13 protein-coding genes and 1 tRNA gene are annotated in these 14473 nt (G+C 68.2%); 9 read left to right on the top strand and 5 right to left on the bottom strand.

The window, feature by feature from the left end; genetic code table 11:
* Positions 1-23: 23 nt before the first annotated feature.
* Positions 24-2243: a hypothetical protein gene (locus DXK32_RS32995; protein ID WP_247877038.1), complete on the top strand. Its 2220-nt coding sequence runs from the start codon at positions 24-26 to the stop codon at positions 2241-2243.
* 101 nt (positions 2244-2344) lie between these two features.
* Here DXK32_RS32995 and DXK32_RS08265 read toward each other — a convergent pair.
* Positions 2345-2431 (bottom strand) — tRNA-Leu (locus tag DXK32_RS08265).
* A gap of 354 nt (positions 2432-2785) precedes the next feature.
* Positions 2786-2911, bottom strand: coding sequence for a hypothetical protein (locus tag DXK32_RS33425; protein ID WP_282184574.1), 126 nt, complete (start codon positions 2909-2911; stop codon positions 2786-2788).
* Here DXK32_RS33425 and DXK32_RS08260 point away from each other — a divergent pair.
* The 7 genes from DXK32_RS08260 (at position 2910) to DXK32_RS08230 (ending at position 10647) form a co-directional block, all read left to right on the top strand.
* Positions 2910-3602: a FadR/GntR family transcriptional regulator gene (locus tag DXK32_RS08260; protein WP_114858068.1), complete on the top strand. Its 693-nt coding sequence runs from the start codon at positions 2910-2912 to the stop codon at positions 3600-3602. The two genes, DXK32_RS33425 and DXK32_RS08260, sit on opposite strands and share 2 nt — an antisense overlap.
* Positions 3603-3635: 33 nt before the next feature.
* The gene (locus tag DXK32_RS08255) at positions 3636-4652 is read left to right on the top strand and encodes a zinc-binding alcohol dehydrogenase family protein (RefSeq protein ID WP_247877037.1); all 1017 of its coding nucleotides are present in this window, start codon (positions 3636-3638) and stop codon (positions 4650-4652) included.
* A 151-nt stretch (positions 4653-4803) separates the two neighbouring features.
* Positions 4804-5778: a C4-dicarboxylate TRAP transporter substrate-binding protein gene (locus DXK32_RS08250; protein ID WP_035677013.1), complete on the top strand. Its 975-nt coding sequence runs from the start codon at positions 4804-4806 to the stop codon at positions 5776-5778.
* A gap of 57 nt (positions 5779-5835) precedes the next feature.
* A complete protein-coding gene (locus tag DXK32_RS08245; RefSeq protein ID WP_114858066.1) occupies positions 5836-6306 on the top strand; it encodes a TRAP transporter small permease in 471 nt (156 codons plus the stop codon).
* Positions 6303-7577: a TRAP transporter large permease gene (locus DXK32_RS08240; protein WP_114858065.1), complete on the top strand. Its 1275-nt coding sequence runs from the start codon at positions 6303-6305 to the stop codon at positions 7575-7577. Before DXK32_RS08245 ends, DXK32_RS08240 begins: the two co-directional genes overlap by 4 nt.
* Positions 7578-7643: 66 nt before the next feature.
* Positions 7644-9143 (top strand): UxaA family hydrolase, encoded by a 1500-nt coding sequence (locus DXK32_RS08235; RefSeq protein ID WP_114858064.1) that lies wholly within the window; start codon positions 7644-7646, stop codon positions 9141-9143.
* A 34-nt stretch (positions 9144-9177) separates the two neighbouring features.
* Positions 9178-10647, top strand: coding sequence for a tagaturonate reductase (locus DXK32_RS08230; protein WP_114858063.1), 1470 nt, complete (start codon positions 9178-9180; stop codon positions 10645-10647).
* A 73-nt stretch (positions 10648-10720) separates the two neighbouring features.
* Here the strand turns inward: DXK32_RS08230 and DXK32_RS08225 are convergent, their stop codons facing one another.
* A complete protein-coding gene (locus DXK32_RS08225; protein WP_114858062.1) occupies positions 10721-11146 on the bottom strand; it encodes an NUDIX hydrolase in 426 nt (141 codons plus the stop codon).
* A gap of 1 nt (position 11147) precedes the next feature.
* On the opposite strand from DXK32_RS08225, the gene DXK32_RS33420 reads away from it, so the two are divergent.
* Positions 11148-11273 carry a hypothetical protein gene (locus tag DXK32_RS33420; RefSeq protein WP_282184573.1) on the top strand — a complete coding sequence of 42 codons (126 nt, stop codon included), beginning with the start codon at positions 11148-11150 and terminating at the stop codon, positions 11271-11273.
* 2 nt (positions 11274-11275) lie between these two features.
* Here the strand turns inward: DXK32_RS33420 and dgcN are convergent, their stop codons facing one another.
* Together dgcN and DXK32_RS08215 are read right to left on the bottom strand one after the other, a co-directional pair.
* Positions 11276-12289, bottom strand: a complete 1014-nt coding sequence (dgcN, locus tag DXK32_RS08220) for an N-acetyltransferase DgcN (RefSeq protein ID WP_114858061.1) — start codon at positions 12287-12289, stop codon at positions 11276-11278.
* A 33-nt stretch (positions 12290-12322) separates the two neighbouring features.
* Positions 12323-14398: a TRAP transporter permease gene (locus tag DXK32_RS08215; RefSeq protein WP_114858060.1), complete on the bottom strand. Its 2076-nt coding sequence runs from the start codon at positions 14396-14398 to the stop codon at positions 12323-12325.
* Between the last annotated feature and the right edge of the window lie 75 nt (positions 14399-14473).

Here is a 14473-nt window from a genome sequence, read left to right as displayed (position 1 = left end):
CTGTTCGCGGACACGCACGCCCCATGCCCGACAGCCTCGATTTCGACCGGAACGATCTCGGCCCCACCGATCTGGGGCCGAATCATCGGCGCACCGACGATCCGCAGCGGCCCGGCTCCACCCCGTCCGTTCCGCCTGCCACCGTTCCGCCTGCCACCGTTCCGCCCGCCGCTGTTCCACCAGCCACGGTTCCGCAGACCGCCCTGATCCGGCGGCTGCGCCGGGCGGCCTCCGGCAACGTCCCGGCACCGGAAGGCGTGACGCTTCGCCAAGCCCAGCAGCGCGAGGTGATGGTCGGCGCCCACCTGACCCTGAGCATCGACTGGGCGACGGAGGTGGAGGTCCGGCTGGGCGCCGAGATGGTGCGATTCGCCATCTATTGCCGCAACGCCGCCGAACTGAACGCGACGCTGGCCCGCGATCTGGACGCCGAGGCGGCCTCGCTGGAGACGGCCCACCGCTTCGCCACGCTGCTCGGCCCCCTCGACGAGCGGTGGGCCGTCTCCAGCGAGGCGATGGCCGCGGCGGAGGAGCCGCTGCCGCCCCTGCCCTCGCTGCGCGGCCCCTACTACCTGCACGAGGTCTGCACCGGCTGCAACGGCGGAGGGGTGCGGGCCTGCGGCGGCGACGGTTGTCGCGGCGGCAAGATCCGCTGCACCCACAGCGCAACCGCCGAGACACCGGATTGCCCGGAGTGCGGCGGGCGCGGCCAGCACCGCTGCCCGGTCTGCACGGGCGAGGGGGTGGTCGCCTGCGAGACCTGCGGCGGGGTCGGGCAGTTCACCCACATCCATCATCCCCGCCTGACCGCCCACCCCTCCACCAGCCTGACCGCCCCGCCGGATGCCCCGGCGGCGGTGCGGATGGCGCTTGAGGAGGCCGGATTCGCCGGTTTCGCGGCGCTCGCCAACCCCACGCCCGCCACGGTGCGCCATTCCGGCACACAGCTTCTCTACCAGCGCAGCGGCACGCTGACGGTGGTCGCGCTGTCCTGGGAGTGCGACGGCGTGCCGTTCGAGGTGGAAACCGTCGGGTCGGACGGCGACTCGGCCCCCCTTCCGCCATTCCTGGACACCGTGCTGGCCCCGGTGCTGGCGCGCATCGCGGCGTTGCCGCCCGCCGACGCCTTCGCCCTGGCCGGCGCCTACCGCCTGACCCGCTCCGTCGCCGAGGCGGTGCTCGACGGCCGGGAGCCGGACGCCGCGGCGATCGTGGCTGACCATGAGGGCTGCGTCAGCCCCGCCTTCGTGATGGACATCGCCGCCGTCCTGGCGGAGCGCTTCGCCGAGACCAGCCGCACCGCCGTGACGCGGAGTTGGATCGCCGCGGCGGGGCTGCTCGCCCTGGTCCTGCTGCTGGTGGCGGGGGTGGACGCTCCGGCTCTGCTGACCGGCGCCACGCCCGAACAGCCCGCCCCGGCGGCGCTGCGGCTGGGCTGGGACATCGGGCTTCCCTTCATGGCCGGTCTGGGCCTGTGGATGCTGGTGCGCGGGGTGGTGCGCGGGGCGCTGGGCGCGGCCTTCGGCGGGCCGGTCCGCGCGCCGGACCAGGGATCCTGGCCGCTCGTCCTGCTGTCCGCCGCGGCGGTGCTCCATCTCGGCCTGCTGACCTGGTGGAACGGTGGGCCGGGCTTCAGCCGCCTCAACCACCGGCTCGACGTCGAGGCGATCACCGAAGGCCGCGCGCCCATGCCCGCCCCGCGCGTCCTGACCCCGGAGGAGCGGATCATGGCGGCGCAGCGGGCGCTGGCCCGGCTGGGGCGCTACGACGGAGCCATCGACGGCAAGATGGGGGAAGGCACGCGGACCGGGCTCGCCAGCCTGACCGGGCTGATCGACACGCCGCCCGGCGTGGCGCCCGAGGACCCGCTGGATCTGGCGGTGGCCATCGCCGCCGACCGGGTGGCCGTCAATGTGCGGACTCCGGAACTGCTGGTCGGACCGGGCTGGAGCAACGCCACCCGCCTGCGCATGAACCAGGACGACCAGACGCAGGTCGCCGGGGCCTTCCTCGGCGCGCTCGCCGCGTCGGGCACGGAACGGGCCGCGGTCGGCCAGGAATGGATGTCGGGAGACCGCTTGCGGTCCGGGGTGATCACCGTGACGGGCCGCATCGCCGACCCGAAGGACCGCGGGCGCCTGTGCTTCGGTCTGACCCATGTCGTGACCACCCCCGCCGGCCGGGACGCCGGAACGCCGCTGCGCACCTGCCGGACCGCCGGAAACTGGACGCTTGAGGAATGACGGGGCGATGAGGGGTGGCCCCCGCTTCTTGCGGGCATGAAAAAGGGGCCTGAGAAGGCCCCGATTTTCAGTGTCGTCCGGCGATGCGCCGACGATAAGGATGGTGCGGTCGAGAAGACTCGAACTTCCACAGCATTTCTGCCACAGCGACCTCAACGCTGCGCGTCTACCAATTCCGCCACGACCGCGACTTCATCATTCCAACGGACCGGGTACAGACACCCAACCCATTGAATTAACTTGCTTTCCTAAGCGGGACGTTACGCGGCGCCGCGCCGGATTGCAACAACTTTCTAGGGGGTGCGGCCAAGCCGCCGACCGGCCGTTTCCGGCCCGCCCGCGCACCCATCATGCGCGCCGCGCCCTGTTATCGCATTCCCAGGGGATAAGCAAGCGGGATGCACCAGCCGGGCACACTCGGCGGTCGGGAGCGCGCCTCGACACATCCTATGGTTTTGTCACAGCGATAAACTGCAGACATTCAAGGGAAAACGCGCGAGTTGGACCCGTATCGCACGATGATGCGGCGCAAAATTTTTTCTTCATGCGTTAGCAGCGCTGTTTTCGACATTTTGTGACTCCTTTTGCCGTTTTCCACCCTGAGCGGCGGTGCTATCGTTCGCCATCAGTTGTCCAATTGTTGGACCAAACTTCAGCGGCGCGATCATGAACGGCGTCTCAACCGTCAAGGCCATCTTCGAAGAGCTTCGCAAGGAGATCCCCGAGCGTTACCAGCCCGGCGATCTGCTTCCGAACGAACGCCTGCTGGCCGAACGGTTCGGCGTCAGCCGCAACACCATCCGCGAAGTCATCATCTTCCTCGAAGCCTACGGCTTGGTGGAGAAGACGCAGCGCGGCCCGCGCGCCAGCAAGCCGGACATCGAAGCGATGTTCCGCATCCTCGACCAGTGCTTCGACCGCAGCGTCAAGACCTGCCGGGAAGTCTTGCAGTTCCGCCGGATCATCGAGATCGGCGTGCTGCCCGAAGTGGTCCGGCACATCACCGACGCGGAGATCGACGGGCTCGACCGTCTGGCCGAGGACATGGAGCACCAGTTGACGGTGCGCGAGGCGGCGGAGGTGGACTTCCGCTTCCACGCCGCCATCGTCGCCGCCTCCCGCAACTCCATGTTGCAGAAGATGTATCAGGCGATGTCTCAGCCGATGATCTATTACATGGAGATCGGCAAGAGCAACGCGGTGATCGGACCGACCACGGTCGATTATCATCGCCAGATCATCGCAGCGCTGCGCGAGCGCTCCGTCGAGAAGGCCGTCGCGGCCAGCAACGCACATTTCCATTTCAGCGAGAGCGTGTTCAACCAGGAGGCGCAGCCGTCGGCCGCGCCCACGCCCTGACCACGCCCGCTTCCTAGAAAAAGGACATCCCCTGTGAAAGCACTGATGATCGAAGGCGTGGACGTCTGCGCGATCCACGAGGTGGCGGAGCCGACCCCCGGCCCCGGCGAGGTGCTGCTGGCCATCCGCCACGTCGCCCTGTGCGGCAGCGACCTCAGCACCTTCAAGGGGCTGAACCCGCTGGTTTCCCTGCCGCGCATCCCCGGCCACGAGATCGGCGGCGAGATCGCCGCGGTCGGCGAGGGCGTTCCGGCCGACTACACCGTGGGCCGGCGCGCCATCGTCATTCCCTACACCGCCTGCGGCACCTGCCCGTCCTGCCGCAAGGGCCGGGTCAACGCCTGCCGCAGCAACCGCACGCTCGGCGTGCAGCAGAACGGCGGGCTGGCCGAGCGCATCGTCCTGCCCTACGGCAAGCTGATCCTGAACGACACGCTGGCGCCGCGCCATCTGGCGCTGGTCGAGCCGCTGTCGGTCGGCTTCCACGCCGCCGCGCGCGGCCGCGTCGAGGCGGCCGACACCGTCCTGGTGCTGGGCTGCGGCATGATCGGCATGGGCGCCATCGCCGGTTCCGTCCATCGCGGCGCCACGGTGATCGCCGTCGACATCGGCGAGGCGAAGACCGGTCTGGCCCGCCGCTACGGCGCCGCCCACACCATCGACGCCGCCAAGGAGGACGTGTCCGCCCGTGTCCTGGAGCTGACCAACGGCGACGGCGCCGACGTGGTGATCGAGGCGGTCGGCCTGCCCGCCACCTTCACCCAGGCCATCGACCTCGTGTCCTTCGCCGGACGCGTCGTCTACATCGGCTACGCCAAGGAGCCGGTGTCCTACAAGACGCAGTTCTTCAACCTGAAGGAGCTGGACATCATGGGGTCGCGCAACGCGACCTCCGAGGATTTCCAGGCCGTCATCCGCTATCTCGAAACGCTCGATCACGCCCCCGACGACCTGATCTCCAAGGTCTTCCCCTTCGAGGAGGCCGACAAGGCCCTGCCCTATTGGGCCAAGGAGCGTGACACCACCGTCAAGGTGATGATCGAGCGCTGACCCTCCCCGCGGCGACCGCAAGGCGCCGCCGTCATCAGAACTGCCACGGCGGGGCGTGCCGGTCCCGCCGCCGGGTGCCGCCCCGTCGGCGGGACCCGTCCCTGGGCCGCGTCCAAAAACCGGCTCTCCGGCATCCACTATGGAGGAAATAATGAAGCGCTTTCTGGCGTCTGCCCTTGCCGCGTGTGTGCTGTCGATCGGTGCCGCGTCCGGCGCCATGGCCAAGACCGAGATCATGGTCGCCTACGAGAACAACCCGGGCGAGCCGCTCGACCGGGTGATGCATCACTGGGCCGACCTCCTGAAGGAGAAGAGCAAGGGCGAAGTCACCCTGAAGCTGTTCCCCAGCTCCCAGCTCGGCGCCAAGAAGGACGTGATGGAACAGGCGATGATGGGGATGAACGTCATCACCCTGTCCGACGTCGGCTTCCTGCAGGATTACGATCCGGACCTGGGCGTTCTGTTCGGCCCGTACCTGACCGACGACCCCCAGAAGCTCTTCAAGATCTACGAGAGCGACTGGTTCAAGAAGAAGGACGAGGCGCTGCGCAAGAAGGGCGTGCACATCGTCATGTCCAACTACCTGTACGGCGTGCGCCACATCCTCGCCAAGAAGCCGATCAACACGCCCGAGGACCTCAAAGGCATGAAGATCCGCGTCCCGAACAACGTGATGCAGATCAAGACGATCGAGGCGATGGGCGCCACCGCGACGCCGATGCCGCTGGGCGAGGTCTATCCGGCTCTGACCACCGGCCTGATCGACGGCGTGGAGAACCCGATCTCCGTGCTGTACGGCGCCAAGCTGCATGAGCAGGCCAAGTATCTGAGCCTCGTCGGCTATCTGACCAACACCTCGGTGTGGGTCGGCGGCGAAGCCTTCTTCAGCAAGCTGCCGGCGGACGTCGTGAAGATGGTCCACGAGACCGGCTACGAGGCCGGCCTCTACAGCCAGAAGCTGGCGGCCGAGCAGGACGCCGAGTTCATCGAGAAGATGAAGGCGTCCGGCGTCACCGTGATCCAGCCGGACCCGGCGCCGTTCCGCGAGGCCACCAAGGTCGTCTACACCCAGTTCCCGAAGTGGTCGGCCGGCCTGTACGAGCAGATCCAGAAGGACCTCAAGTAAAAAAAGCACATCCGGGCGGGGCTGCCGCTCCGCCCGGATCGTTTGGAGGAGTATGCCATGGAGTTGATCCGGCGTCTGCCATCGGTCGTCGCGGGAGGCGCGCTGGCCGCTCTGGTGGTGATGACCATTGCGGCGGTGTTCGCCCGTTACATCTTCGACGCTCCGCTGCATTGGGGCGAGGAGATGTCCGGGCTTCTGATGATCTGGATCATCATGATCGGCGCCATCGTCGCCGAGCGTGACGGCCAGCATCTCGACATCCCGCTGTTCGTGGACCTGCTGCCCACCCGCATCCGGGCGGCGGTCGATCTGGCCGTCTCGGCCCTGTCGATCGTGGTTCTCGGCTATGCCGGCTGGCTCGGCTATCTGCTGGCCCAAAGCGCCCAGTACAAGCTGACGGAAATCCTCCAGATCTCCTGGTTCTGGATCGATCTGGCCGTTCCGGTCGGCGCGGCCGGCATCATCATTTATCTTCTGCGCCGCTGCTTCATCGATATCATGGTGATCGCGAAGGGGAACGCGCCATGAGCTGGCCCGTCATTATTCTCATCATGCTTTGCCTGTTCGCTTTGAACATGCGGCTCTACATTGCCATCTTCGCATCCGTTCTTGTCTATTTCGTGTTTTTCAGCCCGGTTCCGGACCAGATCGCGGTGCAGCGGCTGATCGGCGCCTCGCAGAACCTGTCCCTCCTGGCGATTCCCTTCTTCATCCTGCTCGGCACGCTGATGGACCACACCGGCGTGGCGAAGCGCCTGCTGCGCGTGGCCGATCTGCTGGTCGGCAAGTTCACCGGCGGCATGGCGCTGACCAACATCATGCTGAGCACGCTGCTGGGCGGCGTCAGCGCGTCCAACCTCGCCGACAGCGCCATGCTGACCCGCATGCTGGTGCCGGAGATGGAGCGCAAGGGCTACAACCGCGCCTTCGCCGCCGCCGTCACGGCGTCGGGCGCGCTGGTGACGCCGATCATCCCGCCGGGCATCGCGCTGATCATCTACGGCCTCGTCGCCGACGTCTCCATCGGCGCCATGTTCATGGCCGGCATCCTGCCCGGCATCGTCATGGCGGCCATGCTGATGGTCGCCGCCTACATCGTCTCCAAGCGCAACGGCTACCCGCCGTCCCGCACGAGCTGGCCGACCCGGTCGGAGACCACCAGCGCGCTGGTCGGCGCCTGGCCGGTGCTGGTCCTGCTGGTCGCCATCATCGGCGGCATCCGCGCCAACATCTTCACCCCGACCGAAGCCGGCGCGGTGGCCGTGCTGATCGTCCTGGTGATCGGCTTCGTGATCTACCGCGAGATGCGCGTCGCCCATGTGGTGGACGCCCTGGTCGGCACCTTCAAGGCGACCTCGTCGGTGATGCTGGTCATCATGGCCTGCTCGGCGCTGGCCTGGATCCTGTCGCTGGAGCAGGCGGCGCAGCAGCTCGCCACCTACATCACGGCGCTGACCGACAACAAGTACGTCTTCCTGCTCATCCTCAACCTGCTCCTGCTGTTCCTGGGCATGCTGATCGAGGGCAACGCGATCCTCATCGTCATGGTCCCGCTGCTGATGCCGACGGTGCACCAGCTCGGCATCGACCCGATCCATTTCGGCATCGTGGTGATCGTGAACCTCGCGGTCGGCTGTCTGACGCCGCCGGTGGGCACGGTGATGCTTCTGGTCTGCAACCTCGCCAAGGTGAAGATCTCCGACTTCATGAAGCAGTCCACCCTGCTCTTCGTGGCGCTGTTCGTGGCTCTGATGATCGTCACCTTCGTGCCGGAACTCTCGCTGGTCCTGGCCCGCTGACCCCTGTCCCGCTAACTCCTCCTGCCGCCCTCCCGCTTCCCACGCTTCTCCCCCAAGGGGCCTGACATGCCGAAGTACCTGAAGATCCATTCCAGCGACACCGTCGCCGTCGCCCTGGAGCCTCTGGCCCAGGGCACCGCGATCGACGGTCTGGGCGTCGTCCTGCTCGACGAGGTGCCGCAGGGCCACAAGTTCGCCGTGACCGCGCACCAGCCGGGCGACCGGGTCATCAAGTACGGCAGCGTGATCGGCCTCGCGAAGGAGGCGATCCCGGTGGGGCGGCACATCCACACCCACAACATCGGGACCGCGCTGGGCGGCGTTCAGGACTACGCCTACGCCGGCCCGGCGGCCAACGCCAACGCCGACGCGGCGCCGGCCAGGCGGGAGGCGCCGACCATCCAGGCCTTCGTCCGCGCCAACGGCGAGATCGGCGTGCGCAACGACCTGTGGATCATCCCGCTGGTCGGCTGCGTCAACGGCCTCGCCAAGAACGCGGCCAAGCGCTTCGAGAAGATGGGCCTGCTGCCCGAGGGCTCCCGCGTCATGGTGCTGGAGCATCCCTACGGCTGTTCGCAGCTCGGCGGGGATCTCGACAACACCCGCAACATCCTGCGCGACTTCGCCATCCACCCCAACGCCGGCGGCGTGCTGGTGATGGGGCTGGGCTGCGAGAACAACACCCGCGCCCTGTTCACCCAGGGCTTCGAGCATCCCGACCCGCGCCGCTTGCGTTACCTGACCACCCAGGAGGTGTCGGACGAGCTTGAAGCGTCGCTGGAGGCGATGACCGAGCTGGCCGCGGTGATGCGCGAGGACAAGCGCGAGCCGGTCGGCGCCGACCGCCTGCGCATCGGCCTGAAGTGCGGCGGCTCAGACGGCTTCTCCGGCATCACCGCCAACCCGCTGCTCGGCGCCCTCTCCGACTGGCTGTGCGGGATCGGCGGCGCCACCGTGCTGACCGAGGTGCCGGAAATGTTCGGCGCCGAGCATCTGCTGATGGAGCGCGCCGAGAGCCGCGAGGTGTTCGAGGGGGTCGTCACCCTGATCAACGACTTCAAGCAATACTTCATCGACCACAACCAGCCGATCTACGAGAACCCGTCGCCCGGCAACAAGGCCGGCGGCATCAGCACGCTGGAGGAGAAGTCGCTGGGCTGCACCCAGAAGGCCGGCCTTTCCCCGGTGCGCGACGTCATCCGCTACGCCGAGCGCATCCGCAAGCCGGGCCTGACCCTGCTGGAGGCGCCGGGCAACGACGGCGTGGCGGTGACCGCCCTGGCCGCCGCCGGCTGCCACATCGTTCTGTTCACCACCGGCCGCGGCACGCCGCTGGGCGGCGTGGTGCCGACCATGAAGATCGCCACCAACACCGCCATGGCCGAGAAGAAGCGGCACTGGATCGACTTCAACGCCGGCCCCATCGCCGAGGCCACCGCCACGGTGGACGGCCTGCTGCCGTCCTTCATCGACAGCATCCTCGCCGTTGCCAACGGCAAAGAGGCGCGCAACGAGGAGAACGACGTCCACGACCTCGTGATCTTCAAGTCCGGCGTCACGCTCTGAACCCCGCCACCCCACTCAGACAAGGACGCCGACCATGCAGCGCCTGAACGCATCCTTTCTCAACGGCCGCCCGCGCCCGACGACGACGCGGATCGTGCAATTCGGCGAAGGCAATTTCCTGCGCGCCTTCTTCGACTGGAAGGTCGACCGGCTGAACGAGGCCACGGGGGGCGACTGGGGCGTGACCGTCGTCCGCCCCATCCCCGGCGGCTTCCCGCAGACTCTGAACGAGCAGGAGGGCGTCTACACCGTCCTGTCGCGCGGCGTCGACGAGGCCGGCGCCAAGGTCTCGCAGGCCCGGCTGATCGGCTGCGTGCGCAACGAGATCGCGGCGCACGGCGAATGGGCGTCGGTGCTGGAGCTGGCGCGCGACCCGAACGTCACCGTCGTCGTCTCCAACACCACCGACGCCGGCATCGCCTATGTCCCGTCGGTGGCCTACGCCGACGAGCCGCCGGTCTCCTTCCCCGGCAAGATGACCCGCTTCCTGCACGAGCGCTGGAAGGCCTTCGACGGCGCGGCCGACGCCGGCCTGCAGATGCTGGCCTGCGAGCTGATCGACCACAACGGCGAGGAGCTGAAGCGCATCGTCCTGCTGCACGCCCGCGACTGGGCGCTGGAGCCGGCCTTCATCGACTGGATCGAGACGGCGAACGCCTTCTACAACACGCTGGTCGACCGCATCGTCCCCGGCTTCCCGCGCGCCGAGGCCGACGACCTGCGCCGCGAGTTGGGCTACGACGACGGCTTCATGGCGGCGGCGGAGCTGTTCCACCTCTTCGTGATCGAGCGCAAGGAGGGGATGCCGGCGCTGCGCCTGCCGCTGGGCGAGCATGACGAGGGCACCGTCGTCACCGCCGACGTCACCCCCTACAAGGCGCGCAAGGTCGCCATCCTCAACGGCGCCCACACCGGGCTGTGCGCGCTGGCCCTGCTGGCGGGCGTGGAGACGGTGGGCGAGGCGGTGAGCGATCCCGCCGGGGCGCGCTTCCTCGACCGGCTGCTCAACGAGGAGGTCATTCCCTTCCTCACCCTGCCGAAGCCGGAGCTGGAGGACTTCGCGGCCGCCGTGCTGCGGCGCTTCCGCAACCCCTACATCCGGCACCTGTGGTACGACATCAGCCTGAACGGCCTCGTCAAGTACCAGACCCGCAACCTGGACCGGCTGCTCGCCTACCGGGAGCGGTTCGACGCGCCGGCGCCGCTGATGAGCCTGTCGCTGGCCGCCTGGCTGGCCTTCTATCTCGGCCGCTTCCCCGGCGCCGAGAAGCTGCCGCCGCGCGACTCCGCCGAGATCGTCGAGCGTGTCCGCGCCATCGGCGCCCTGGACGACGGCACCCCGGCGGGGCTGGAGGCGATGGTCGCCGCCTATCTGGGCGAGACCGCCTTCTGGGGCCGCAGCATCGACGACCGCTCACTGCGCGCCCAGGTGATCGAGGACATCCGCTTCCTGACGGATGAGCCCTTCACTTTCGCCCGCCTCGCCGCGAGGCTGGGGCGCTGACACTGAAAAGGCCCCTTCCGCCGACACGGAAGGGGCCTTTTTTCTTGGCGAACGGCCTCATCCCGGCCCGACTTCAGTCCGGCGGGATGCCCAGCCGCAGCAGCATCTCCACGAGGCCGCTTTCCCCGACGGCCAGGGCGGCCTGGGACGGGGTCAGCCAGCGGCGCTCGCGCTGGCCCTTCTCGGGCCATTCGTCCAGCATCTCGTCGACTTCCAGAAGGAAGACGGTCACCGCGCACAGGACCGACTTGTTGGCGCTCAGCCGCTTCATGTAGCGGAAATTGCCGAAGGGCCGGTGATCGACGGTGCCCCGCACGCCGGCTTCCTCGTAAGCCTCGCGCGCCGCCATGTCGCAGGGCTTCACGCCCTCCTCCGCCCACCCCTTGGGAATGATCCACCGCTTGGTTTCCCGCGACGTGACCAGAAGGATTTCCGGCCGGCCGTTGCGAAGGCGGAAAGGAAGGGCGGCGTATTGGGTGGCGGGAGTGCGGTTGCTCATCATGTCCAAGTGGGGAGGCCGGACCCGCGATCCAATTCGGCTGAACGGGATGGCGGGCGATCATTCTTATGACGATGGGCGGCTGTGCTTCGTGCCGCCCATCGGCACCATGATCATCCCCTATTAACGTTACTCAGTGGCAAATTCTTCCGTCAGACGGTCAACAATTTCGCCTACGCCAAACCGGATAGGATCACTGGCCGGAAGGCCATGGGCCTTGGCCGCCGCCGCCAGACAGGCGCGCGCCTCGTCCTCGCCATAGGCCTTGGTGTTGATGGCGATCCCGACCGGGCGGATTCCAGGGTTGGTCAGTTGCCCGCAGCGGATGGTCAGGTCGATGACCTCCTGGATCGACGGCAGCGGGTGCTGCACGCCGCGCATGGTGCTGCGGGTCGGCTCGTGGCAGACGACGAAGGCGTCGGGCTGGGCGCCGTGCAGCAGCCCCAGCGACACCCCCGCGAAGGACGGGTGGTAGAGCGAGCCCTGCCCCTCGATCAGGTCCCAGTGGGCCGGATCGGCCGCCGGGGCGATCCACTCCACCGCGCCGGAGATGAAGTCCGCCACCACCGCGTCGATGGCGACCCCGCGCCCGGAGATGAAGACGCCGGTCTGGCCGGTGGCCCGGAAATCGGCGTCCATGCCACGGGCGCGCATTTCCTTCTCAAGCGCCAGCGCCGTGTACTTCTTGCCCACGGAGCAGTCGGTGCCGACCGTCAGCAGCCGCCGGCCCGGCCGCTTGGTGCCCTTGCCGGTGGCGAAGCTCTGGTCGGAATGGCGTACGTTGAAGAGCTGGCGACCGTGGCGCGCCGCCGCCTCGGCGATGGCCGGGATGCTCTCCAACCGGGTGTGCAGGCCGCTCGCCACGTCCATGCCGGACTCGATGGCCTGGACGATGACGCTCGTCCAATGCTCCGGCAGGACGCCACCGGCGTTGACCACGCCGACCACCAGCGTGCGGGCGCCCTGCCCTGCCGCCTCCGCGATGGTCATGTCGGGGATGCCGAGGTCGGCCTTGCAGCCGTCCAGCCGGATCTGGCCGAGGCACCAGTCGGGCCGCCAGTCCACGATGCCCTGCGCGGTCTTGGCGCCGAGCTGGTCCTGAACGTCGCCGAGGAACATCAGGTAGGGATGGGGAATGTTCATTTGTCGGGTCCTCTCGAAGAGACCGGTTGTTCTTCAGGCGGGCTCGGGCGTCAGGCGGCGGGCCGACTTCTGGCGGAGCAGGACGGGCACGATCAGCGCCAGCCCCAACAGCGACGAATACAGCTCCGGCGCGACCAGCAGGATGGCGGCCAGCCCCAGCAGCACCCGTTCCCAGGTCTTCATGGTGGTCAGCAGCCAGCCGGTCAGGGTGGCGCCCAGACAGACGATGCCGACGATGCAGCCGAAGAAGGCGATGAGGAAGTCCGGCCAGGTGAAGCCGGGCGCCACCAGCAGCAGCGACGGCGAGAAGACGAAGACGAAGGGCACCAGCGCCTTCGCCAGACCCAGCCGGAAGGCGGTGTTGCCGGTCTTGAAGGGGTCGGCCCCCGCCATGCCCGCCGCCGCGTAGGCGGCCAGCGCCACCGGCGGCGTGATGTCGGCCAGCACACCGTAATAGAAGACGAAGAAATGCGCGACGATCGGCGCCACCCCGAGCAGCCCCAGCGCCGGGGCGGCGATGGTCGCCATGATGATGTAGTTGGCCGTCGTCGGGATGCCGCAGCCCATCAGGATGCAGACGATGCCCGTCATGACCAGGGTGAACAGCAGCGTCAGCCCCTTCACGTCGGCCAGCCAAGCCGGCAGGAAGGCGCCGAGTACCCCGGCCATCTCACCGGCGGTGGAGGTGACGATGTAGGAGATCTTGAAGCCGACGCCGGTCAGCGTGACCACGCCGACGATGATGCCCACGGACGCGGCGGCGGCGCCGACCGCCAGCGCGTATTTGGCGCCGTCGCGCAGCCCGTCCAGAACCTCCCGGATGGTCATGCGTTTGCGCGGGTTCAGCAGGCCGACCGCGATGCACAGGGTGATGCCCCAGAAGGCCGCCAGATAGGGGGTGTAGCCGGCGATCAGGATGCCGATCAGCACCACCAGCGGGATGACCGTCGGCCAGTCGCGGCGGAAGGCCTCCTTCAGGTCGGGCATCTCGTCCGGGCGCAGGCCGCGCAGGCCGTTGCGCTTGGCCTCCAGATGCACCTGCACCAGCACGCCGAAGAAATGCATGAAGGCCGGAACGATGGCCGCCAGGATGATGGTCGTGTAGGGCAGCCCCAGGAACTCGATCATCAGGAAGGCGGCCGCGCCCATGATCGGCGGGGTGATCTGCCCGCCGGTCGAGGCCGTCGACTCCACGGCGGCGGCGAAATGCGGCTTGTAGCCCAGCCGCTTCATCGCCGGGATGGTCAGCGAGCCCACCGTCACCGTGTTGGCGACCGAGGAGCCGGAGATCATGCCGAACAGCGCCGAGCCGAAGATGGCGACCTTCGCGGGACCGCCGGCGTAGCGCCCGGCCACCCAGGCCGCGCAGTCGAGGAAGAGCTGACCCAGGCCGATGCGCGTGGCGAAGACACCGAACAGCACGAAGTGGAAGACGTAGGTCGCCACCACGCCGAGCGCGATGCCGTAAATGCCCTGCGTCGTCAGGTACAGGTGGTCGACGAGCTGCGACACCGTGGCGCCGGGATGCTTCAGCAGCCCGGGCATCTGCGGTCCCCAGATCGCGTAGAGCATGAAGATCGACGCGATGATCGGCAGCGGCCAGCCGACCGACCGGCGGGTCGCCTCCAGCAGCACGATGATCAGGACAGAGCCGAGGATGACGTCGGTGGTGGTCGGGTTGCCGACGCGAAAGGCCAGGTCGTCGAGCGGGATCAGCGGGACGTGCATCACCGCGACCACCGCGCCGATGGCCAGCGCCCAGTCCTGCAGGCCGATGCCGAGCGGGCGCAGCAGCGTGCCCATCACCGGCTCGCCGTAGCCGCGCTTGGTGAAGGGGAAGACCAGGAAGACGAGGCCCAGCACGAAGGACAGATGGATGCCGCGATGCTCCATCTCCCCCAGCAGGCCGAACCCCGCGGTGTAGTAGTGGAACAGCGACAGAATGATCAGCAGGCCGCCGACCAGATGCCCGGCCAGCGGCGACAGCGGCCGGAAGCGGATCTCGGAGTCGAACTTCTCCTCCAGCTCCCGCGCCTTGGCCTCGTCGAGTTCCATGGACGCGGACTCCAGCCGGATGTCGGGCGGCGGGTCGCGAGGGGTATCGGTCATGGATGCTCCATTCCCCTCTCCCCTCTGGGGAGAGGGTCAGGGTGAGGGGGTTGCGCGTGTCGGAAAGTTCGGCAG

The sequence above is a fragment of the Azospirillum brasilense genome (genome assembly GCF_003349955.1).
Classification (GTDB): domain Bacteria; phylum Pseudomonadota; class Alphaproteobacteria; order Azospirillales; family Azospirillaceae; genus Azospirillum; species Azospirillum brasilense_B.
This window is presented reverse-complemented; position numbering and strand designations above follow the sequence as displayed.

What these genes read in the sequence shown, in the direction of transcription:
- DXK32_RS08235 (WP_114858064.1), top strand. Translation starts at nt 7,644, where the DNA reads ATGCCGAAGTACCTGAAGATCCATTCCAGCGACACCGTCGCCGTCGCC.
- DXK32_RS08245 (WP_114858066.1), top strand. Translation starts at nt 5,836, where the DNA reads ATGGAGTTGATCCGGCGTCTGCCATCGGTCGTCGCGGGAGGCGCGCTG.
- dgcN (WP_114858061.1), bottom strand. Translation starts at nt 12,289, where the DNA reads ATGAACATTCCCCATCCCTACCTGATGTTCCTCGGCGACGTTCAGGAC.
- DXK32_RS08230 (WP_114858063.1), top strand. Translation starts at nt 9,178, where the DNA reads ATGCAGCGCCTGAACGCATCCTTTCTCAACGGCCGCCCGCGCCCGACG.
- DXK32_RS33420 (WP_282184573.1), top strand. Translation starts at nt 11,148, where the DNA reads ATGTCCAAGTGGGGAGGCCGGACCCGCGATCCAATTCGGCTGAACGGG.
- DXK32_RS32995 (WP_247877038.1), top strand. Translation starts at nt 24, where the DNA reads ATGCCCGACAGCCTCGATTTCGACCGGAACGATCTCGGCCCCACCGAT.
- DXK32_RS33425 (WP_282184574.1), bottom strand. Translation starts at nt 2,911, where the DNA reads ATGATCGCGCCGCTGAAGTTTGGTCCAACAATTGGACAACTGATGGCG.
- DXK32_RS08225 (WP_114858062.1), bottom strand. Translation starts at nt 11,146, where the DNA reads ATGAGCAACCGCACTCCCGCCACCCAATACGCCGCCCTTCCTTTCCGC.
- DXK32_RS08250 (WP_035677013.1), top strand. Translation starts at nt 4,804, where the DNA reads ATGAAGCGCTTTCTGGCGTCTGCCCTTGCCGCGTGTGTGCTGTCGATC.
- DXK32_RS08240 (WP_114858065.1), top strand. Translation starts at nt 6,303, where the DNA reads ATGAGCTGGCCCGTCATTATTCTCATCATGCTTTGCCTGTTCGCTTTG.
- DXK32_RS08260 (WP_114858068.1), top strand. Translation starts at nt 2,910, where the DNA reads ATGAACGGCGTCTCAACCGTCAAGGCCATCTTCGAAGAGCTTCGCAAG.
- DXK32_RS08215 (WP_114858060.1), bottom strand. Translation starts at nt 14,398, where the DNA reads ATGACCGATACCCCTCGCGACCCGCCGCCCGACATCCGGCTGGAGTCC.